This is a genomic window from Streptomyces sp. TN58, assembly GCF_001941845.1.
Taxonomy (GTDB): domain Bacteria; phylum Actinomycetota; class Actinomycetes; order Streptomycetales; family Streptomycetaceae; genus Streptomyces.
In genome coordinates this window covers 4,277,117-4,297,137 of sequence record NZ_CP018870.1, presented here as the reverse complement: position 1 = coordinate 4,297,137, position 20,021 = coordinate 4,277,117, and the positions used below count along the sequence as shown (strand labels likewise).

21 protein-coding genes are annotated in these 20,021 nt (G+C 71.0%); 5 read left to right on the top strand and 16 right to left on the bottom strand.

What is annotated here, in order from left to right:
- Positions 1-5: 5 nt before the first annotated feature.
- The 11 genes from nuoK to BSL84_RS19505 form a co-directional block, all read right to left on the bottom strand.
- Positions 6-305: an NADH-quinone oxidoreductase subunit NuoK gene (gene nuoK, locus BSL84_RS19555; RefSeq protein WP_030027720.1), complete on the bottom strand. Its 300-nt coding sequence runs from the start codon at positions 303-305 to the stop codon at positions 6-8.
- The gene (locus BSL84_RS19550) at positions 302-1,108 is read right to left on the bottom strand and encodes an NADH-quinone oxidoreductase subunit J (RefSeq protein ID WP_030027721.1); all 807 of its coding nucleotides are present in this window, start codon (positions 1,106-1,108) and stop codon (positions 302-304) included. Before BSL84_RS19550 ends, nuoK begins: the two co-directional genes overlap by 4 nt.
- Positions 1,105-1,707: an NADH-quinone oxidoreductase subunit NuoI gene (gene nuoI, locus BSL84_RS19545; protein WP_030027722.1), complete on the bottom strand. Its 603-nt coding sequence runs from the start codon at positions 1,705-1,707 to the stop codon at positions 1,105-1,107. The genes BSL84_RS19550 and nuoI overlap by 4 nt, the downstream gene beginning before the upstream one ends.
- Positions 1,708-1,710: 3 nt before the next feature.
- On the bottom strand, positions 1,711-3,063 hold the full coding sequence (gene nuoH / locus BSL84_RS19540; protein WP_030027724.1) for an NADH-quinone oxidoreductase subunit NuoH: 1,353 nt from the start codon (positions 3,061-3,063) through the stop codon (positions 1,711-1,713).
- Positions 3,060-5,564, bottom strand: a complete 2,505-nt coding sequence (locus BSL84_RS19535) for an NADH-quinone oxidoreductase subunit G (protein ID WP_075970831.1) — start codon at positions 5,562-5,564, stop codon at positions 3,060-3,062. The genes nuoH and BSL84_RS19535 overlap by 4 nt, the downstream gene beginning before the upstream one ends.
- Complete coding sequence (nuoF, locus tag BSL84_RS19530; protein ID WP_075970830.1) at positions 5,561-6,937, bottom strand: NADH-quinone oxidoreductase subunit NuoF; 1,377 nt, start codon at positions 6,935-6,937, stop codon at positions 5,561-5,563. Before nuoF ends, BSL84_RS19535 begins: the two co-directional genes overlap by 4 nt.
- The gene (gene nuoE, locus BSL84_RS19525; RefSeq protein ID WP_030028261.1) at positions 6,937-7,692 is read right to left on the bottom strand and encodes an NADH-quinone oxidoreductase subunit NuoE; all 756 of its coding nucleotides are present in this window, start codon (positions 7,690-7,692) and stop codon (positions 6,937-6,939) included. The genes nuoF and nuoE overlap by 1 nt, the downstream gene beginning before the upstream one ends.
- Positions 7,689-9,029, bottom strand: coding sequence for an NADH-quinone oxidoreductase subunit D (locus BSL84_RS19520; RefSeq protein WP_030028260.1), 1,341 nt, complete (start codon positions 9,027-9,029; stop codon positions 7,689-7,691). Before BSL84_RS19520 ends, nuoE begins: the two co-directional genes overlap by 4 nt.
- Positions 9,029-9,712 carry an NADH-quinone oxidoreductase subunit C gene (locus tag BSL84_RS19515; RefSeq protein WP_030028259.1) on the bottom strand — a complete coding sequence of 228 codons (684 nt, stop codon included), beginning with the start codon at positions 9,710-9,712 and terminating at the stop codon, positions 9,029-9,031. The genes BSL84_RS19520 and BSL84_RS19515 overlap by 1 nt, the downstream gene beginning before the upstream one ends.
- A 62-nt stretch (positions 9,713-9,774) precedes the next feature.
- On the bottom strand, positions 9,775-10,329 hold the full coding sequence (locus tag BSL84_RS19510; RefSeq protein ID WP_030028258.1) for a NuoB/complex I 20 kDa subunit family protein: 555 nt from the start codon (positions 10,327-10,329) through the stop codon (positions 9,775-9,777).
- Between the two features lie 15 nt (positions 10,330-10,344).
- Positions 10,345-10,704 (bottom strand): NADH-quinone oxidoreductase subunit A, encoded by a 360-nt coding sequence (locus BSL84_RS19505; protein WP_030028256.1) that lies wholly within the window; start codon positions 10,702-10,704, stop codon positions 10,345-10,347.
- 779 nt (positions 10,705-11,483) lie between these two features.
- Here BSL84_RS19505 and BSL84_RS19500 point away from each other — a divergent pair.
- A complete protein-coding gene (locus BSL84_RS19500) occupies positions 11,484-12,314 on the top strand; it encodes a C40 family peptidase (protein WP_030028255.1) in 831 nt (276 codons plus the stop codon).
- A 228-nt stretch (positions 12,315-12,542) separates the two neighbouring features.
- Complete coding sequence (locus BSL84_RS19495; protein WP_030037339.1) at positions 12,543-12,812, top strand: hypothetical protein; 270 nt, start codon at positions 12,543-12,545, stop codon at positions 12,810-12,812.
- A 32-nt stretch (positions 12,813-12,844) separates the two neighbouring features.
- On the opposite strand, the gene BSL84_RS19490 is transcribed toward BSL84_RS19495, so the two are convergent.
- Complete coding sequence (locus tag BSL84_RS19490; protein ID WP_030037340.1) at positions 12,845-14,128, bottom strand: geranylgeranyl reductase family protein; 1,284 nt, start codon at positions 14,126-14,128, stop codon at positions 12,845-12,847.
- Positions 14,129-14,226: 98 nt separating this feature from the next.
- On the opposite strand from BSL84_RS19490, the gene BSL84_RS19485 reads away from it, so the two are divergent.
- Positions 14,227-14,796 carry a GNAT family N-acetyltransferase gene (locus tag BSL84_RS19485; RefSeq protein ID WP_030037341.1) on the top strand — a complete coding sequence of 190 codons (570 nt, stop codon included), beginning with the start codon at positions 14,227-14,229 and terminating at the stop codon, positions 14,794-14,796.
- A gap of 55 nt (positions 14,797-14,851) precedes the next feature.
- Here the strand turns inward: BSL84_RS19485 and BSL84_RS19480 are convergent, their stop codons facing one another.
- Positions 14,852-15,763, bottom strand: coding sequence for a glutaminase (locus BSL84_RS19480; protein WP_030037342.1), 912 nt, complete (start codon positions 15,761-15,763; stop codon positions 14,852-14,854).
- A 23-nt stretch (positions 15,764-15,786) separates the two neighbouring features.
- Positions 15,787-16,479 (bottom strand): demethylmenaquinone methyltransferase, encoded by a 693-nt coding sequence (locus tag BSL84_RS19475; protein ID WP_030037343.1) that lies wholly within the window; start codon positions 16,477-16,479, stop codon positions 15,787-15,789.
- A 352-nt stretch (positions 16,480-16,831) separates the two neighbouring features.
- Between BSL84_RS19475 and BSL84_RS19470 the strand changes: the two genes are divergently transcribed.
- The gene (locus tag BSL84_RS19470) at positions 16,832-17,740 is read left to right on the top strand and encodes a DUF3152 domain-containing protein (RefSeq protein ID WP_045322788.1); all 909 of its coding nucleotides are present in this window, start codon (positions 16,832-16,834) and stop codon (positions 17,738-17,740) included.
- A 54-nt stretch (positions 17,741-17,794) separates the two neighbouring features.
- A complete protein-coding gene (locus BSL84_RS19465; RefSeq protein WP_030031271.1) occupies positions 17,795-18,175 on the top strand; it encodes a response regulator transcription factor in 381 nt (126 codons plus the stop codon).
- On the opposite strand, the gene BSL84_RS19460 is transcribed toward BSL84_RS19465, so the two are convergent.
- Entirely contained in the window at positions 18,141-18,785 is a 645-nt protein-coding gene (locus BSL84_RS19460; RefSeq protein WP_075970828.1) for a hypothetical protein, read from the bottom strand. The genes BSL84_RS19465 and BSL84_RS19460 overlap by 35 nt on opposite strands.
- Positions 18,786-18,799: 14 nt before the next feature.
- Complete coding sequence (gene mqnC, locus BSL84_RS19455; RefSeq protein WP_030031269.1) at positions 18,800-19,999, bottom strand: cyclic dehypoxanthinyl futalosine synthase; 1,200 nt, start codon at positions 19,997-19,999, stop codon at positions 18,800-18,802.
- Between the last annotated feature and the right edge of the window lie 22 nt (positions 20,000-20,021).

Below are 20,021 nucleotides of genomic sequence, written 5' to 3'. Positions count from 1 at the left end.
ACCCCTTACAGCTTCATCAGGCTGGCGTCGTCGACCGAGGCCGAGTGGCGGGTACGGAACAGCGACACGATGATCGCCAGGCCGACCACGACCTCCGCGGCGGCGACGACCATCGTGAAGAAGGCGATGATCTGGCCGTCGAGGTTGCCGTGCATCCGCGAGAACGCGACGAAGGCGAGGTTGCAGGCGTTGAGCATCAGCTCGACGCACATGAACAGCACGATCGCGTTCCTGCGGATCAGCACTCCGGTGGCGCCGATGGTGAACAGCAGGGCCGCCAGGTACAGGTAGTTGACCGGATTCACTTCGAGGCCTCCTCACGGCCGAGGCGCTCCGCGGAGCGCTGCTCCAGCGCCTTGAGGTCGTCGAGCGCCTCGCCGGAGACGTCGCGGATCTGGCCGCGGGCGCGCAGCGTCTTGCTGACGGTCAGCTCGGACGGGGTGCCGTCCGGCAGCAGGCCGGGCACGTCCACCGCGTTGTGCCGGGCGTAGACGCCGGGCGCGGGCAGCGGCGGGAGCTGCACGCCCTCGCGTACGCGGCGCTCGGCCAGCTCACGCTGGGTCGCGGCCCGTTCGGTGCGCTCGCGGTGGGTGAGCACCATCGCGCCGACGGCTGCGGTGATCAGCAGCGCGCCGGTGATCTCGAAGGCGAAGACGTACTTGGTGAAGATCAGCTGCGCCAGGCCCTCGACGTGCCCGGCGGAGTTGATCCGGCCGAGTCCGTTGAACTGGCCCAGTCCGGCGTGCCCGATCCCGGCGAACAGCAGGATGCCGAAGCCGAGGCCGCACAGGACGGCCAGCCAGCGCTGGCCCTTGATGGTCTCCTTCAGGGAGTCGGCGGCGGTGACGCCGACGAGCATGACCACGAAGAGGAAGAGCATCATGATCGCGCCGGTGTAGACGATGACCTGGACGACGCCCAGGAAGTACGCACCGTTGGCGAGGTAGAAGACGGCCAGGATGATCATCGTCCCGGCGAGGCTGAGTGCGCTGTGCACGGCCCTCTTCATGAGGATCGTGGCCAGCGCGCCGATGACGGCGATCGTGCCGAGGATCCAGAACTGCACGGCCTCACCGCCGGAGGTGGCGGTCGCGGCGATGGCGCTCATGCCCCCACCTCCGCCGCGGTGCCGCCGGCCGCGTCCGCCGGCTCCTCGCCCTTGGAGACCGCCACCTGCCGGACCGTGCCCGGGGCGGCCCCCGTCACCAGTCCGCGGTAGTAGTCCTGCTCGTCGGTGCCGGGGAAGATCGAGTGCGGGGCCTCGACCATGCCCTCGCTCAGCCCGGCGAGCAGCTGCTCCTTGGTGTAGATGAGCGACTCGCGGCTGGCGTCGGCCAGTTCGAACTCGTTCGTCATGGTCAGCGCCCGGGTCGGGCACGCCTCGACGCACAGCCCGCACAGGATGCAGCGGGCGTAGTTGATCTGGTAGACGCGGCCGTACCGCTCGCCCGGGGAGTAGCGCTCCTCCTCGGTGTTGTCCGCGCCTTCGACGTAGATGGCGTCGGCGGGACAGGCCCAGGCGCACAGCTCGCACCCGATGCACTTCTCCAGACCGTCGGGGTGCCGGTTGAGCTGATGCCGTCCGTGGAAGCGCGGGGCGGTCGTCTTCTGCTGCTCCGGGTACTGCTCGGTGAGGCGCTTCTTGAACATGGCCTTGAAGGTCACGCCGAAGCCGGCCACCGGGTTCTGCCACTTCTCGTCAGACATTTCTCAAGCCTCCTCTCGGTCGCTGTCGGGGTTCGTTCCGCCGCTGGCGATCAGCTCCCGCTCGCTGCGGGGCCGCCTGCGCGGTACGGGTGCCAGGTGCTGGCCGGGCTTGGGCGGTACGGGGAAGCCGCCCGCCAGCGGGTCGAAGGGCTCGGTGTCCTTGGCCGCCTCCGCGGCCGCGGCCTTCTCGCGCCGGTCGCGGAAGACGTCGGCGACGAGGGAGAGCAGCAGGATCGCCACGACGGCACCGCCGACGTAGAGGGCGATGTCCGCGATCTCGTACGCCTCGTTGCGCAGGGCCCGGACGGTGGCGACCATCATCAGCCAGACCACGGAGACCGGGATCAGGACCTTCCAGCCGAGCTTCATCAGCTGGTCGTAGCGCACGCGGGGGAGCGTGCCGCGCAGCCAGATGAAGAAGAAGAGGAGCAGCTGCACCTTCAGGACGAACCAGAGCAGCGGCCACCAGCCGTGGTTGGCGCCCTCCCAGAAGGAGCTGATCGGGTACGGGGCCCGCCAGCCGCCCAGGAACAGGGTGACCGAGACCGCCGAGACCGTGACCATGTTGACGTACTCGGCCAGCATGAACAGCGCGAACTTGATCGACGAGTACTCGGTGTTGAAGCCGCCGACGAGGTCGCCCTCGGACTCCGGCATGTCGAAGGGGGCGCGGTTCGTCTCGCCGACCATGGTGACGACGTAGATGATGAAGGACACCGGCAGCAGCACGATGAACCAGCGGTCCTGCTGGGCCTCCACGATCGCCGAGGTCGACATCGACCCGGAGTAGAGGAAGACCGACGCGAAGGCCGCGCCCATCGCGATCTCGTAGGAGATCATCTGCGCGCAGGAGCGCAGGCCGCCGAGCAGCGGATAGGTCGAACCGGAGGACCAGCCCGCCAGGACGATGCCGTAGATGCCGACCGAGGCCACCGCGAGGATGTAGAGCATCGCGATGGGCAGGTCGGTCAGCTGCATCGAGGTGCGCTGGCCGAAGATGGAGACCTCGTTGCCGGCCGGGCCGAAGGGGATCACCGCGATGGCCATGAAGGCCGGGATCGCCGCGATGATCGGGGCCAGGACGTAGACGACCTTGTCGGCCCGCTTGACGACGATGTCTTCCTTGAGCATCAGCTTCACGCCGTCGGCGAGCGACTGGAGCATGCCCCAGGGGCCGTGCCGGTTGGGGCCGATGCGCAGCTGCATCCAGGCGACGACCTTGCGCTCCCACACGATGGAGAAGAGCACCGTCACCATCAGGAAGGCGAAGCAGAACACCGCCTTGAGGAGGACGAGCCACCAGACGTCCCGTCCGAAGAGGGACAGGTCCTCGGCAGCGAGTTGAACGGTGTTCACGCGCCCACCTCCGCAGTGGTGTCGCCTGCGCCGGCCGGGGTCGCCGGGCCGATGCGTACGAGGGTGCCCGGGCGGGCTCCGGTGTCGGCGAGGACGCCGGAGCCGGTGGAGTTCAGCGGGAGCCAGACGACGCGGTCGGGCATGTCGGTGATCCGGAGCGGGAGTTCCACGGTGCCGGCGGGGCCGGTTACCGCGAGGACGTCGCCGTCCTTGACGCCCGCTTCGGCGGCCGTGGCGGCCGACAGCCGGGCGCTCGCCTCGTGGCGGGTGCCGGCCAGCGCCTCGTCGCCCTCCTGGAGCCGGCCCTGGTCGAGGAGGAGCCGGTGGCCGGCGAGGACCGCCTCGCCGGCGCCGGCCCGGGGCAGCGGCACCGGGTCGGTGGACTGCTCGGCGGCGAGTCCGCCCTCCCAGGGGCCGAGCCGCTCCAGCTCCCGGCGTACGGCGTGCACGTCGGGCAGGGCGATCGGCCGGTCGGCGGCGTCGGCCAGCATGTGCAGCACGCGGGCGTCGGCCGGGGCGAGCCGGCGGGTCATCTGGTCGGGCTTGAGCGCGGCCTCGAACGGCCGGACCCGGCCCTCCCAGTTGATGAACGCGCCCGCCTTCTCGGCGACCGCGGCGACCGGCAGGACCACGTCCGCGTGGTCGGTGACCTCGGAGGGCCGCAGCTCCAGGGAGACCACGAACGCCTCCTGGAGGGCGGTCCGGGCGCGGGCCGGGTCCGGCAGGTCGGTGACCTCGACGCCCGCGACCAGCAGGGCGGACAACTCCCGGGTGGCGGCGGCTTCGACGATCTGGCCGGTGTCGCGGCCGTAGCGGTGCGGGAGTTCGTCCAGGCCCCAGGCGGCGGCGACCTCGTCGCGGGCCCGCGGGTCGGTCGCGGGGCGCCCGCCCGGCAGCAGGGACGGCAGCGCGCCGGCCTCGACGGCCGCCCGCTCCCCGGCCCGGCGCGGGATCCACACCAGTTTCGCGCCCGTCGCGGCGGCCGCCCGTACGGCGGAGGTCAGCGCGCCGGGCACCCCGGCGAGCCGCTCCCCCACGACGATGACGGCGCCCGGCGCGCGCAGTGCCTCGGCGGCGTCGGCGCCGCCCGCCTCCAGGCCGGTCCGTGAGGACAGCGCGTCGAGCCAGTCGGGCTCGGTGCCTGGGGCGGCGGCGAGGAGGGTGCCGCCGGCCTTCTGCAGTCCGCGGGTGGCGAAGGGGGCGAGGGCGAAGGTCCGCTGCTTGTGCCGGCGGTGGGCCTTGCGCAGCCGCAGGAAGACGCCGGGGGCCTCCTCCTCGGCCTCGATGCCGGCGAGCAGCACCGCGGGCGCCGCCTCCAGCGAGGTGTAGGTGACGCCGTCGCCGTCGAGGTCCTTGCCGGTGCCGGCGACGGTGGCGGCCAGGAAGTCGGCCTCCTCGGCGCTGTGCACGCGGGCCCGGAAGTCGATGTCGTTGGTGTCGAGCACGACTCGGGCGAACTTGGCGTACGCGTAGGCGTCCTCGACGGCGAGCCGGCCGCCGGTGAGAACGCCGGCCCGGCCGCGGGCGGCTGCGAGCCCATTGGCCGCGGCCTCCAGGGCCTCGGGCCAGCTCGCCGGCTCCAGCACCCCGGCGGCGCTGCGCACCAGCGGGGTGGTCAGCCGGTCCGGGCGCTGGGCGTAGCGGAACGCGAAGCGGCCCTTGTCGCAGACCCACTCCTCGTTGACCTCGGGGTCCTCCGCGGCGAGGCGCCGCAGCACCTTGCCGCGGCGGTGGTCGGTACGGGTCGCGCAGCCGCCCGCGCAGTGCTCGCACACGCTCGGGGAGGAGACGAGGTCGAAGGGGCGGGAGCGGAACCGGTACGCGGCCGAGGTGAGGGCGCCGACCGGGCAGATCTGGATTGTGTTGCCGGAGAAGTACGACTCGAAGGGGTCGTCCTCGCCGGTGCCGACCTGCTGGAGGGCGCCGCGTTCCAGCAGCTCGATCATCGGGTCGCCGGCGATCTCGTTGGAGAAGCGGGTGCAGCGGGCGCAGAGTACGCACCGCTCGCGGTCCAGCAGGACCTGGGTGGAGATCGGGACGGGCTTCTCGTAGGTGCGCTTCCTGCCCTCGAAGCGGGATTCGGCGTTGCCGTGGGACATCGCCTGGTTCTGCAGCGGGCACTCGCCGCCCTTGTCGCAGACGGGGCAGTCCAGCGGGTGGTTGATGAGCAGCAGCTCCATCACCCCGCGCTGGGCCTTGTCGGCGACCTCGGAGGTCAGCTGGGTCTTGACGACCATGCCGTCGGTGCAGGTGATGGTGCAGGAGGCCATCGGCTTGCGCTGGCCCTCGACCTCGACGATGCACTGGCGGCAGGCGCCGGCCGGGGGCAGGAGGGGGTGGTCGCAGAAGCGGGGGATCTCGATGCCGAGCTGTTCGGCGGCGCGGATGACGAGGGTGCCCTTGGGCACGGAGAGCTCGACGCCGTCGATGGTCAGCGAGACCAGGTCCTCCGGCGGGACGGCCGCTCCTCCCCCGGAGGCGGCCGTAGTGGTGACGGTCATGCGTTCACCTCCGTGTCGGCCCAGAGGGTCGACTTCCTGGGGTCGAAGGGGCAGCCCTTGCCCGTGACGTGCTGCTCGTACTCCTCGCGGAAGTACTTGAGCGAGGAGAAGATCGGGCTGGCCGCACCGTCGCCGAGGGCGCAGAAGGACTTGCCGTTGATGTTGTCGGCGATGTCGTTCAGCTTGTCGAGGTCGGACATGACGCCCTTGCCGGCCTCGATGTCGCGTAGCAGCTGGACCAGCCAGTAGGTGCCTTCGCGGCAGGGTGTGCACTTGCCGCAGGACTCGTGGGCGTAGAACTCGGTCCACCGGGTGACGGCCCGCACCACGCAGGTGGTCTCGTCGAAGCACTGGAGGGCCTTGGTGCCGAGCATGGAGCCGGCGGCGCCGACGCCCTCGTAGTCCAGGGGGACGTCGAGGTGCTCGTCGGTGAACATGGGGGTGGAGGAGCCGCCGGGGGTCCAGAACTTCAGCCGGTGCCCGGGCCGCATGCCGCCGCTCATGTCGAGGAGCTGGCGCAGGGTGATGCCGAGGGGGGCCTCGTACTGGCCGGGTCCGGCGACGTGGCCGGAGAGCGAGTACAGCGTGAAGCCGGGGGACTTCTCGGTGCCCATCGCCTTGAACCAGTCCTTGCCCTTGTTCAGGATCGCGGGAACCGAGGCGATGGACTCGACGTTGTTGACGACAGTGGGGCAGGCGTAGAGCCCCTCGACGGCGGGGAAGGGGGGACGGAGCCGGGGCTGGCCGCGCCGGCCTTCGAGGGAGTCGAGCAGTGCCGTCTCCTCGCCGCAGATGTAGGCGCCCGCGCCCGCGTGCACGGTGATGTCGAGGTCGAGTCCCTTGCCGAGGATGTCCTTGCCGAGGTATCCGGCCTCGTACGCCTCGCGCACGGCCTCGTGCAGGCGCCGCAGGACCGGTACGACCTCGCCGCGCAGGTAGATGAAGGCGTGCTGCGAGCGGATCGCGTAGCAGGCGATGATCATTCCCTCGATGAGGGAGTGCGGGTTGGCGAAGAGGAGGGGGATGTCCTTGCAGGTTCCCGGCTCCGACTCGTCGGCGTTGACGACGAGGTAGTGCGGCTTGCCGTCGCCCTGCGGGATGAACTGCCACTTCATGCCGGTGGGGAAGCCCGCGCCGCCGCGTCCGCGCAGACCCGAGTCCTTCACGTAGGCGATCACTTCGTCGGGCGTCATCGCGAGGACCTTGCGCAGGCCCTCGTAGCCCTCGTGGCGCCGGTAGGTCTCCAGCGTCCACGATTCGGGTTCGTCCCAGAAGGCGGACAGGACCGGGGCCAGCAGCTTCTCCGGGCTGGTGCCTCCCCCAGCCTCCGGCTGGGAGGTGCCCCCATGACTTTCCTTGGAGGACACGCTCATCACTCCCCTCCCTCGGTACGGGTCTCGCCGCGCGGGTGGACGATCGGGGTGTGCGGGGATTCGCCGCGGGCGATGCGCAGGCCGATCAGGGAGGCCGGTCCGGCGCCGCCGCTCGCCTCGACGGCGCCCGCGCGCTCGTCGGGGAAGCCGGCGAGGATCCGGGCGGTCTCCTTGTACGTGCACAGCGGCGCGCCCCGGGTCGGGGCGACCTCGCGGCCGGCCAGCAGGTCGTCGACCAGGGCCTTGGCGGATTCGGGGGTCTGGTTGTCGAAGAACTCCCAGTTGACCATCACCACGGGGGCGTAGTCGCAGGCCGCGTTGCACTCGATGTGCTCCAGCGTGACCTTGCCGTCGGGGGTGGTCTCGTTGTTGCCGACCCCGAGGTGTTCCTTGAGCTCCTCGAAGATGGCGTCGCCGCCCATGACCGCGCACAGGGTGTTGGTGCAGACGCCGACCTGGTAGTCGCCCGAGGGCCCCCGCCGGTACATCGTGTAGAAGGTCGCGACGGCCGTGACCTCGGCGGTGGTCAGGCCCAGGGTCTCGGCGCAGAAGCGGATGCCGGTCTTGGAGACGTGGCCCTCCTCCGACTGGCACAGGTGCAGCAGCGGGAGCAGCGCGGAGCGGCTGTCGGGGTAGCGGGCGACGACTTCCTTCGCGTCCGCTTCGAGGCGTGCGCGCACCTCCGCCGGGAAGTCGGGGGCGGGCAGCTGGGGCATGCCCAGCGAGACCCCTCGGTTCTCAGGACTGGCGGTCATCGGTCGACGCCTCCCATCACGGGGTCGATGGAGGCGACGGCGACGATGACGTCGGCGACCTGGCCGCCCTCGCACATCGCGGCCATGGCCTGCAGGTTGGTGAAGGACGGGTCGCGGAAGTGGACCCGGTAGGGGCGGGTGCCGCCGTCGGACACGACGTGGACGCCGAGCTCGCCCTTGGGTGACTCGACGGCCGCGTACGCCTGCCCGGCGGGCACCCGGAAGCCCTCGGTCACCAGCTTGAAGTGGTGGATGAGGGCTTCCATGGAGGTGCCCATGATGTTCCTGATGTGGTCGAGCGAGTTGCCGAGGCCGTCGGGGCCCATGGCGAGCTGCGCCGGCCAGGCGATCTTCTTGTCGGCGACCATCACCGGCCCGGGCTCCAGCCGCTCCAGGCACTGCTCGACGATCCGCAGCGACTGGCGCATCTCCTCCAGGCGGATCAGGAACCGCCCGTAGGAGTCGCAGGTCTCGGTGGTCGGCACGTCGAACTCGTAGGTCTCGTAGCCGCAGTACGGGTCCGACTTGCGCAGGTCGTGCGGCAGGCCGGCGGAGCGCAGGATCGGGCCGGTGGCGCCGAGCGCCATGCAGCCGGAGAGGTCGAGGTAGCCGACGTCCTGCATGCGGGCCTTGAAGATGGGGTTGCCGGTGGCGAGCTTGTCGTACTCCGGCAGGTTCTTCTTCATGGTCTTCACGAACTCGCGCAGCTGGTCGACGGCGCCCGGGGGGAGGTCCTGGGCGAGGCCGCCGGGACGGACGAACGCGTGGTTCATGCGCAGCCCGGTGATCAGCTCGAAGATGTCGAGGATCAGCTCGCGGTCGCGGAAGCCGTAGATCATGATCGTGGTGGCGCCCAGCTCCATGCCGCCGGTGGCGATGCAGACCAGGTGGGAGGAGAGCCTGTTGAGCTCCATCAGCAGGACGCGGACGACGGTGGCGCGGTCCGGGATCTGGTCGGTGATGCCGAGGAGCTTCTCGACGCCGAGGCAGTAAGCCGTCTCGTTGAAGAACGGCGTGAGGTAGTCCATGCGCGTGACGAAGGTGGTGCCCTGCGTCCAGTTGCGGAATTCGAGGTTCTTCTCGATTCCGGTGTGGAGGTAGCCGATGCCGCAGCGGGCCTCGGTGACCGTCTCGCCGTCGATCTCCAGGATCAGCCGCAGCACGCCGTGGGTGGACGGGTGCTGCGGGCCCATGTTGACGACGATCCGCTCGTCGTCCGCCTTGGCCGCCGACTGGACGATCTCGTCCCAGTCGCCGCCGGTGACGGTGTAGACGGTGCCCTCGGTGGTCTCGCGGGCGGAGGAGTGGCTGCCTGCGTCGTTCGTGGTGGGGGACATCAGCTGTACGACCTCCGCTGGTCGGGAGCCGGGATCTGGGCACCCTTGTACTCGACGGGGATGCCGCCGAGCGGGTAGTCCTTGCGCTGCGGGAAGCCCTGCCAGTCGTCCGGCATCATGATCCGGGTGAGGGCCGGGTGCCCGTCGAAGACCAGGCCGAAGAAGTCGTAGGCCTCGCGCTCGTGCCAGTCGTTGGTCGGGTAGACGGAGACGAGCGAGGGGACGTGCGGGTCGGCGTCCGGTACGGACACCTCCAGCCGCACGATCCGGCCGTGGGTGAGCGAGCGCAGGTGGTAGACGGCGTGCAGTTCGCGGCCCTTGTCCCCGGGGAAGTGGACCCCGCTGACGCCGGTGCACAGCTCGAAGCGCAGGGCGGGGTCGTCGCGCAGGGTCCGCGCGACCCGCAGGAGGTGCTCGCGGGCGATGTGGAAGGTGAGCTCGCCCCGGTCGACGACCGTCTTCTCGATGGCGTTCTCCGGGAGCAGGTCCTGTTCCTCCAGGGCGCCTTCGAGTTCGTCGGCCACCTCGTCGAACCAGGAGCCGTACGGTCGGCTGGTGGCGCCGGGCAGGGCGACGGTCCGCACCAGGCCGCCGTAGCCGCTGGTGTCCCCGCCGCCCGCGGCGCCGAACATGCCCTTGCGGACGCCGATGACCTCGGGTCCCTGGGCGCGCGGGGCGGGCAGGCCGCCGCCGTCGGTGCCGGGGGTGTCGCTGCCGTCGCCGCCTCGCGGCTGTTGGGTCTCGCTCACCGGAGCAGCCCCTTCATCTCGATCGTGGGGAGCGCCTTGAGGGCCGCCGCCTCCGCCTCGCGGGCCGCTTCCTCCCGGTTCACGCCGAGCTTTCCGCCCTGGATCTTCTGGTGGAGCTTGAGGATCGCGTCCATCAGCATCTCGGGGCGGGGCGGGCAGCCGGGGAGGTAGATGTCCACCGGGACGATGTGGTCGACGCCCTGGACGATCGCGTAGTTGTTGAACATTCCGCCTGAAGACGCACAAACCCCCATGGAGATGACCCATTTGGGAGCGGGCATCTGGTCGTACACCTGGCGCAGCACCGGCGCCATCTTCTGGCTGACCCGTCCGGCCACGATCATGAGGTCGGCCTGGCGCGGGGAGCCGCGGAAGACCTCCATGCCGAAGCGGGCCAGGTCGTAGCGGCCCGCTCCGGTCGTCATCATCTCGATGGCGCAGCAGGCGAGGCCGAAGGTCGCCGGGAAGACGGACGACTTGCGCACCCATCCCGCGGCCTGTTCGACGGTGGTCAGCAGAAAGCCGCTCGGCAGCTTCTCTTCCAGTCCCATGGGAAATTCAGCCCCTCAGTCCCATTCCAGGCCGCCGCGGCGCCAGACGTAGGCGTAGGCGACGAAGACGGTGAGCACGAAGAGCAGCATCTCGACGAGCCCGAAGATCCCCAGGGAGTCGAAGGTGACGGCCCAGGGGTAGAGGAAGACAACCTCGATGTCGAAGACGATGAAGAGCATCGCCGTCAGGTAGTACTTGATCGGGAAGCGGCCGCCGCCGGCCGGCGTCGGCGTGGGCTCGATACCGCACTCGTAGGCTTCGAGCTTCGCCCGGTTGTACCTTTTTGGACCGATCAGCGTGGCCATGACCACGGAGAAGATCGCAAACCCTGCGCCGAGGGCGCCGAGCACGAGGATGGGCGCGTACGCATTCACGCTCCTCGCTCCTTCCAGTCGTCCTTGACCGTTGGACCGCCGCCGGCGCCGCGTGTCCCGCCTCGCGAAGACGACGCTCTTGATCAAGCGCTGCATGTGAGGCAGTTCACAAGCCGGACTGGTGCGCATCTTATGCCTGCTCGTCTGTGATCTGCGACACGGGTAACAACACCGAGTTTGTGATCTCCACCACCTGACGAACGATCATGAAGCCCGATGAGTGGTGATCTTCGTACGCGAAGCAGCCGCATGATCACCAAAGGTGACATTCGAGCCCGTTCCCGCAGGTGAAGGGCGCGCCGCTCTATCAAACGGTGGCCGGTGCAGGCAAATTGGCCTGGAAGCCCCACCGGTGGTAAGGGAATCCGCGTCGCCCGGTCGGGGGAGGGCCCGCGTACGGAGGTGGACGCGGGGCGGGGACGGCGCGGCGGACCGCCGAGTGCGTGCATCCGTTCACGAGCCGCCCCGGGGCGCTTCACAGGAAGGTCACGAGCCGGCCACAGGGTCCGCATGGCGTGATCCTCCTGTGACCTGCGCCACTATGAATCAGGCGTTCCGAAAGCGGGCTTGGCCATCAGTGCAGCGGGATGGTAGTCCGTGGATCAATTCGGACTAAATTCTGAAACCCCATGATCACAGGCTTGTGAGAGCGTGTCCGTTTCGCCCGTTACGGCGTCAATAAGAGGCGGGACGCGCCCGGTTCGCGCGCTTCGCGAGCAACTGTGGCGCACCCCACGTTTCTTGAAGGGAACCCTGACGCCCTGATAGCGGTTGTTCTCATGTCCCACACCGCTCACATACCCAGCCACCGGAAGCCCCGCCGCAGCGCCTCGAAGCTCGCGGTCCGCGCCGGAGTTGCCGGTGGCGTCCTCAGCACCCTGGCCATGGCCGGCACCGCGAGCGCGTCCCCGTCCGAGCCCGTGGCCGAGACGACGCTCGAAATGCCGGTCCTGAACCTGGACCTGGCGGCCGAGGTCTCCTCCGCCGTCACCACGGCCGCCGAGAACACCCGTCTGGCCGCCGTGGAAGGCGAACTGACCGCCCAGGAGGAGAGCGCCCGTACCGGCGCCGCCGCCGAGGCGAAGCAGGCCAAGGAAACGGCCCAGAAGGCCGCCGAGAAGAAGGCGAAGGAGGAGGCGGACCGCAAGGCCGAGGCCGAGCGCGCCACCCGCGACTCCGACCGCACCTCCCTCAAGAGCACCTCGGCCGCCGCCAAGGCCCCCCAGGGCACCGGCACCGTGACGGCCCCGGCGACCGGCTCCGCCGCCGCCATCGTCAACTTCGCCCGCGCGCAGGTCGGCAAGGCCTACGTCATGGGTGGCACCGGCCCGTCCTCCTTCGACTGCTCCGGCCTCGTCCAGGCCGCCTACCGCCAGGCCGGCATCTCCCTGCCGCGCATGTCCCAGGCGCAGTCCTCGGCCGGCACCTCGGTCTCCCTGAACGCCCTTCAGCCGGGCGACATCCTGTACTGGGGCTCCAAGGGCAGCGCCTACCACGTCGCCATCTACGTCGGCGGCGGCAAGTTCGTCGGCGCGCAGAACCCCAGCACGGGCATCGTCGAGCGCAACCTGAGCTACGACAGGCCGACGGGCGCCGTCCGCGTCCTCTGAGCCCGCTCCCGAGCCCCGCTCGGGCCACGGCACCCCTACACGGCCGCAGGGCCGGTACTCCCCCGCTCGGGGGTGGAGTACCGGCCCTGGGGCCGTTGCCGTTGCCGTTGCCGTCGTGCCTCGCGGGCGGCGGGCGCCGGTCTTCCGGGCGGACGCCACCGCAGCCGCCGGGTCCTGCGAAGATGGCGGCGCAAGCCCCGAGCGTCAGACCCTGGAGGTGGTGGTCCCGTGGGCACACAGCCGTACGAGCACCACGAGGCCGGCGACCCGACCGCGGTCCGGGCCGCCCTGGGGCTCGCCCTCCTCGCCGCAGGCGGCTGGCTGCTGAACACCGCCCGCCCCTGGCAGAGGCCGGGGCACCCCCTCCTGCTGGCGGCCGGCTGGACCGTGTCGGGCGCGCTGCTGGTGTGCGGCCTGGTCCTGCTCGCCCGGTGCGTGCGCACCGTGCACGGATCCCCCGCCCCTGAGGGCCGGGGGATCCGGGACCGCCGCGCGTAGCCGGGCGCCGTCAGGCGCTCGTCGGGCGCTCGTCAGGCCTTCGGAGCCACCTTCGAGAGGCCGTTGATGATGCGGTCCATCGCGTCGCCGCCCGCCGGGTCGGTCAGGTTGGCGAGCATCTTCAGGGTGAACTTCATCAGCAGCGGGTGCGTCAGGCCGCGCTGGGTGGCGACCTTCATGACCTTCGGGTTGCCGATCAGCTTCACGAAGGCGCGGCCCAGCGTGTAGTAGCCGCCGTAGGTCTCCTTGAGCACCTTCGGGTAGTTGTGCAGCGCCAGCTCGCGCTGCGCCGGGGTCGACCGGGCCTGCGCCTGCACGATGACGTCGGCCGCGATCTGGCCGGACTCCATGGCGTAGGCGATGCCCTCGCCGTTGAACGGGTTGACCAGGCCGCCCGCGTCACCGACCAGCAGCAGGCCCTTGGTGTAGTGCGGCTGCCGGTTGAAGGCCATCGGCAGGGCCGCGCCGCGGATCGGCTGCGTCATGTTCTCCGGGGTGTAGCCCCAGTCCTCCGGCATCGAGGCGCACCAGGCCTTGAGGACCTCGCGCCAGTCCAGCTCCTTGAAGGCGGAGGAGGAGTTCAGGATGCCGAGGCCGACGTTGGAGGTGCCGTCGCCCATGCCGAAGATCCAGCCGTAGCCGGGCAGCAGCCGGTCCTGGGGGCCGCGCCGGTCCCACAGCTCCAGCCAGGACTCCAGGTAGTCGTCGTCGTGCCGCGGCGAGGTGAAGTACGTGCGCACCGCGACGCCCATCGGGCGGTCCTCGCGCCGGTGCAGGCCCATCGCCAGGGAGAGCCGGGAGGAGTTGCCGTCGGCGGCCACGACCAGCGGGGCGTGGAAGGTGACCGGGGTCTTCTCCTCGCCCAGCTTCGCCTGCACGCCCGTGATGCGGCCGGTGCGGGCGTCGCGGACGGGCTCGCCGACGTTGCAGCGCTCGTACAGCCGGGCGCCGGCCTTCTGCGCCTGGCGGGCGAGGGTCTCGTCGAAGTCGTCGCGCTTGCGGACGAGTCCGTACTCCGGGTAGGAGGCGAGTTCCGGCCAGTCCAGCTGGAGCCGCTGTCCGCCTCCGATGATCCGCAGGCCCTTGTTGCGGAGCCAGCCGGCCTCTTCGGAGATGTCGATACCCATCGCCACCAGCTGCTTGGTGGCACGGGGGGTCAGTCCGTCGCCGCAGACCTTCTCGCGCGGGAACGCCGTCTTCTCCAGGAGCAGGACGTCCAATCCGGCCTTGGCGAGGTAGTAGGCGGTGGTCGAGCCGGCTGGCCCGGCCCCGACGACGATCACGTCCGCGGAGTGTTCGGAGAGGAGCTCGGTCACTGCGGGGTCTCCCGAAGGCTCGATAAAGGGTGCCCAACGGCACCGGACATGTGCAGTCTATGCAGCGAGAGAGATCGCGATCAGAAGGGCCACCCACGTTGACAAGCTCGCCGACCTCGCAGACCTCCCCGGCCTCGCCGCCCCGGCTGCCGCTCCCCGCGGTGCTGCTGCGCGTGCCCACCGACGAGGACGCCCACGCCTGGCACGAGGTCTTCGCCGATCCCGACGTCATGGAGTTCCTCGGCGGTCCCGCGGAGCTGTCGGCGTACGAGGAGTTCACCGCGCGCCAGCGCATGCACGACGCACAGCTCGGCTACTGCCTGTGGACGCTGCTGGACGAGCACGGCGCGGTGGTCGGCTTCACCGGCGCCCAGCCGTGGCCGGCGGACAAGGCGTGGGGCCCGGTCGGCGAGGTCGAGATCGGCTGGCGGCTGGGCCGGGAGCACTGGGGCAAGGGCTATGCCACGGCCGCGGCGGAGGCGACCGTGGCACGCGTCCGGGCGGCCGGCCTGGAACGGGTCTGCGCGATGATCCACGCCCGCAACGCCCGTTCCGTGGCGGTGGCGGAGCGGCTGGGCATGACCCTGGCCGAGGAGTTCACCACACCGGGCGGGAACCCCGCGCGCCGCTACGTACTGGACCTGCGGGACGTGCCGCGGCCCCGCTGATCCGTTGACCCCGTCCGGCCCGGGATGCCGGGCCCCGGGTGCCGGGATCACGGGGTCAGAAGACGGAGAGGCCCGTCAGGGTCGTGAAGCGGTCCAGCGCCGCCACGCCCGCGACCGAGTTGCCCCGGGCGTCCAGGCCCGGGCTCCACACGGCGAGCGTGCACCGCCCGGGGACGACGGCGACGATCCCGCCGCCCACCCCGCTCTTGCCGGGCAGCCCCACGCGGTAGGCGAACTCGCCTGCCGCGTCGTACGTCCCGCAGGTCATCATCACGGCGTTGACCTGCTTGGCCTCGCTGCGCGTCAGCAGCCGCGAGCCGTCCGCGCGCAGCCCGTGCCGGGCCAGGAAGCGCCCGGCGCGGGCCAGGTCGGCGCAGGTCATCTCGATGGAGCACTGCCAGAAGTAGTGCTCCAGCAGGGCGGGCACCGGGTTGTCGATGTTCCCGTAGGAGGCCATGAAGTGGGCGACGGCGGCGTTGCGGTCGCCGTGTTCCTGCTCGGAGGCGGCGACCGCGGCGTCGAACGCTATGTCCGGGTTCTGGCTCTCCTGCCGCAGGAACTCCAGCACTTCGCTGCTCGCGTCGCCCGTCAGGGTCTGGAGCCGGTCGGTGACCACGAGGGCGCCCGCGTTGATGAACGGATTGCGCGGAATGCCGTTCTCGTACTCCAGCTGTACGAGCGAGTTGAACGGGTTGCCCGAGGGCTCCCGGCCGACCCGCTCCCACAGGCTGTCGCCACCCCCGGCCAGCGCCAGGGCCAGCGCGAACACCTTGGTGATCGACTGGGCGGAGAAGGGCACCTGCCAGTCCCCCACCCCGAAGACGTTGCCGTCGAGATCGGCGACGGCCATCCCGAACTGCCGCCTGTCCACGGCGGCGAGCGCCGGAATGTACTCGGCGGGCGTACCGCTGCCCAGCAGCGGGGCGACGTCGGCGGCGATCCGCTCCAGCAGCGGGCCGTAGTCCACGGGTGCGGCGTCGGGCACGGCGGTCAGTCCTTGGTTCCTCTGTGCAGCGCGACGATGCCGCCGCTGAGGTTGCGCCAGGCGACCTTGGACCAGCCGGCCTTCTGCAGCAGGCCGGCCAGCGCCGGCTGGTCGGGCCATTCGCGGATGGACTCGGCGAGGTACACGTACGCGTCGGGGTTGGACGACACCGCGCGGGCGACGGGCGGCAGCGCGCGCATCAGGTACTCGGTGTAGACGGTCCGGAAGGGCGCCCAGGTGGGCTGCGAGAACTCGCAGATCACGACCTGGCCGCCCGGCTTGGTCACCCGGTACAGCTCGCGCAGGGCGGCGTCGGTGTCCTGGACGTTGCGCAGGCCGAAGGAGATCGTCACGGTGTCGAAGACGTCGTCCCTGAACGGCAGCTTCGTCGCGTCGCCGGCGGTCAGCGGAAGCCAGGAGTTCCGCTTCTTGCCCTCCATGAGCATGCCGAGCGAGAAGTCGCACGGGACGACGTACGCGCCGGTCGCGGCGAAGGGCAGCGAGGACGTCGCCGTACCGGCGGCCAGGTCGAGGACCTTCTGACCGGGGCGCGCACCGACCGCCTTGGCGACCTCCTTGCGCCACACCCGGTCCTGGCCGAGGGAGAGGACGTCGTTGGTCAGGTCGTAGTTCGCCGCGACCCTGTCGAACATGGAGGCGACTTCGTGCGGCTGCTTGTCCAGGGAGGCCCTTGTCACTGGCGTTCGCCCCTCGTGTTGCGATGCGGATCGGCGGGTACGGCCCCATCCTCTCAGGCCGGCCCGGGCCGCCGGGCGCGGGCTCCGCGCCAGGGGGTGTCGGCAAGGTGCCGTCTGGGTGGCGGAGCCCGGCACGCATGCTCGCGGGCGGCCGACGCCACTTCGACGACACCCCCTAGCGCGCCGTGCCGGTTCCGTACCCGACCGTAGAACTGTTCCGAAGGACAGTTACGCTTCTACGCCGCATGCGCGTTGACTGCCAGGGTGCGGCCCGGTGAGGGTCACCCACCGGATCAGGACCGCGAACCGTGGGCGGGTCCGGCAGTGGCCGCCGCGAACAGGAAGCTTCACGATGCCGGCAGGCCATTCCACCGGTCGTTCCCGCCGTGACGGCCCGCGCGCCAGGCGCCGGGCCGAGCGGCGCAGGCGGCTGCGGCGCACGATCCTCATCGGTTCGGCGGCGCTGGTCGCCGTCTCGGCGACCGCCTACGCGCTGCTGCCCGAGGACGACACCACCACGGCCGCCAAGGGCCGCAGCGCCGCCCAGCCCGACGCACCGGACGGCGAGGGCACCGACGCCGCGGGCAATCCGCTCCCGCAGGGCGGCGCCAAGTCCCCCGAGGCCGCACCGCCGCCGGCCGCCCCCTCGCAGCAGCCGGCGGCCTCGCCGCCGGCGTCCGCCGGCGCCTCGGCCACGCCCGGCAAGCCCGGCACCTTCTCCGGGTCCTCCGCTTCCGGCAGCGCGCAGGGCAAGGGGAAGACACGGCGCTGGCGGCTGGAGGTCGAGGAGGGCAGCGGCATCGACCCGGAGGCGGCCGCCCGCTCCGTCGAGGCGATCCTCGGGGATCCGCGCGGCTGGACCAGGGACCCCCAGTACGGCTTCCAGCTCGTGGGACCGGGCCAGCCGGTGGACTTCACCGTCAAGATCGCGACGCCGAAGACCACCGACCTGCTGTGCGACGTGGTCACCCCGGAGCTGATCGGCGAGACCAACTGCCGGGTCGGGCACACCGTGGTGGTGAACCTCAAGCGTTGGAAGGAGGGTTCGCCGCAGTTCAGCGGTTCCGTGGAGGAGTACCGGGCGCTGATCGTCAACCACGAGGTCGGGCACGAGATCGGCCGCGGCCACGAGGGCTGCCCGGGCCCCGGAAAGCCCGCCCCGGCGATGATGCAGCAGATCAAGGGCCTGGCCGGGTGCAAGTCCAATGCCTGGCCGTACGACGCGGATGGAACCTACCTGTCCGGTCCGTCCGTCCTCTAGGACGGAGGGCGGCCGCCGGAAGGGCCGCCCGGGGGCCATCGAGGAGTGGGAACCGTGCGCGTCGTCAGCTTCAGCGTCCCCGCGTGGTTCCCCTCGTACGGGGAGCCGGGCACGCCGTCGGCGTCGCACGAAGGCGCTCCGGCCGAGGCGCTGCTGACCGAGCAGGAGTCCGCGGTGTTCCTGTGCCTGGCCACCGGCGCCTCCAACCGTGAACTGGCCGGGGAGCTCCAACTGTCCGTCAGCACGGTCAAGTTCCACGTCGTGAACATACGGGCCAAGCTCGGCGGGATCAGCCGGCTCCAGGCATGCCTGCTGGCCGCCCTCGCCCGCGAGGGCGGCCTCCCCGCGGACCCCAGCCCCGCCTCCGCCGCCGAGCCCGGCGACGGGTCCGGCGCCACGCTCAGCGACGGCGGTGCAGCAGCCGTCCCCCGATGACCGTGGCCACGCACGTGGTCGCGCCCCGCGCCGGCAGCTCGGCCACGTCCGCCACCGCGAACACCGCGAAACGCGCCGCGGCACCCGGCTCCAGCACTCCGTGGAAGGCCTCCTCCGCCGACTCCCGGCCCGCGAACGGATCCAGGGCCGGCCGGCCCTCGTAGGGCGCCGGCGGCAGGATCGTGAGACCCGAACGGGACACCGCCGTGCGCACCGCCGGGACGGTGAAGCGCCCGCACACCGCCACCACCCCGCGGGCCAGCAGCCGCTGCGTGCCGCGCCGGGCGCTGTTGCCCCACCGCGCCTCGGTCAGTTTCAGGGCGTCCAGCGCTTCCGCGCCGCTGATCGGGTCGGCGCCGAGTTCCGTGACCTCGTACGGGTCGTCCGGGTAGTACGTCCGCTCCAGCAGTTCGTCCGCCCCGCGCACCAGCAGCCCCGGGGTCAGCACCCCCGGCCAGCGGCGGACGCGGGCGTGCGAGTGGGCCGCGCCGAGGTCCTCGTACCGGCCCACGTGGGTGATCCGGTCCCCGTCGACGAGGACCGCACCGCCCTTCGTCGGCGCGGACCCCGCTCCGGTGACGAGGAGTTCGGCGGTGTGCAGCGTCAGCATCGTGTCGCCGGGCGTCAGTTCGCGGAGATGAGCTTCAGCTCGGGGTGCGCGGTGCCGCCCTCGATGGCGGTGGAGGAGATGTGCGAGACGACGCGGTCGTCGGCCGGGTCGTTCGCCGGGTCGTCGTGCACCAGCAGGTGCTCGTACGTCGTCGCGCGCTGCGCCGGCGTGCGGCCCGCCTTGCGGATCAGGTCGATGATCTCCTGGCGGTTGGAGCGGTGCTTGGCGCCGGCCGAGGAGACGACGTTCTCCTCCAGCATGATCGAGCCGAGGTCGTCCGCGCCGTAGTGCAGCGAGAGCTGGCCCGCCTCCTTGCCGACGGTCAGCCAGGAGCCCTGGATGTGGGCGATGTTGTCGAGGAACAGGCGCGCGATGGCGATCATGCGCAGGTACTCGAAGATCGTCGCCTGGGTGCGGCCCTTGAGGTGGTTGTTCTCGGGCTGGTAGGTGTACGGGATGAAGGCGCGGAAGCCGCCCGTGCGGTCCTGCGTGTCCCGGATCATCGCGATGTGCTCGATGCGCTCGGCGTTGGTCTCGCCGGTGCCCATCAGCATGGTGGAGGTGGACTCCACGCCCAGCTTGTGGGCGATCTCCATGATCTCCAGCCAGCGCTCGCCGGACTCCTTGAGCGGGGCGATCGCCTTGCGCGGCCGGGCCGGCAGCAGTTCGGCGCCGGCGCCCGCGAAGGAGTCGAGGCCCGCGGCGTGGATGCGCTTGATGGCCTCCTCCGCCGAGACGCCGGAGATGCGGGCCATGTGCTCGACCTCGGACGCGCCGAGGGAGTGGATGACCAGCTGGGGGAAGTCCTTCTTGATGGCGGAGAAGTGGTGCTCGTAGTACTCGACGCCGTAGTCCGGGTGGTGCCCGCCCTGGAACATGATCTGCGTGCCGCCGAGCTCGACGGTCTCCGCGCAGCGGCGCAGGATGTCGTCGAGGTCGCGGGACCAGCCCTTCTTCGTGTCCTTGGGGGCCGCGTAGAAGGCGCAGAACTTGCACGCCGTGACGCACACGTTCGTGTAGTTGATGTTCCGCTCGATGATGTACGTCGCGATGTGCTCGGTGCCGGCGTAGCGGCGGCGGCGCACCGCGTCGGCGGCCTGGCCGAGTGCGTGCAGCGGCGCGTGGCGGTAGAGGTCGAGCGCCTCTTCCTTGGTGATCCGGCCCCCCGCTGCGGCGCGGTCGAGGACAGACTGGAGAACGGCCTGGTCGGTCACCGGGAGTCACCTTTCGGCGGTG

Bases quoted from the DNA above. Each gene is read 5' to 3' on its own strand.
- BSL84_RS19510 (WP_030028258.1), bottom strand. From the start codon at position 10,329: ATGGGACTGGAAGAGAAGCTGCCGAGCGGCTTTCTGCTGACCACCGTC.
- BSL84_RS19500 (WP_030028255.1), top strand. From the start codon at position 11,484: ATGTCCCACACCGCTCACATACCCAGCCACCGGAAGCCCCGCCGCAGC.
- BSL84_RS19520 (WP_030028260.1), bottom strand. From the start codon at position 9,029: ATGTCCCCCACCACGAACGACGCAGGCAGCCACTCCTCCGCCCGCGAG.
- nuoF (WP_075970830.1), bottom strand. From the start codon at position 6,937: ATGAGCGTGTCCTCCAAGGAAAGTCATGGGGGCACCTCCCAGCCGGAG.
- BSL84_RS19535 (WP_075970831.1), bottom strand. From the start codon at position 5,564: ATGACCGTCACCACTACGGCCGCCTCCGGGGGAGGAGCGGCCGTCCCG.
- nuoI (WP_030027722.1), bottom strand. From the start codon at position 1,707: ATGTCTGACGAGAAGTGGCAGAACCCGGTGGCCGGCTTCGGCGTGACC.
- BSL84_RS19470 (WP_045322788.1), top strand. From the start codon at position 16,832: ATGCCGGCAGGCCATTCCACCGGTCGTTCCCGCCGTGACGGCCCGCGC.
- nuoE (WP_030028261.1), bottom strand. From the start codon at position 7,692: ATGACCGCCAGTCCTGAGAACCGAGGGGTCTCGCTGGGCATGCCCCAG.
- BSL84_RS19460 (WP_075970828.1), bottom strand. From the start codon at position 18,785: ATGCTGACGCTGCACACCGCCGAACTCCTCGTCACCGGAGCGGGGTCC.
- BSL84_RS19550 (WP_030027721.1), bottom strand. From the start codon at position 1,108: ATGAGCGCCATCGCCGCGACCGCCACCTCCGGCGGTGAGGCCGTGCAG.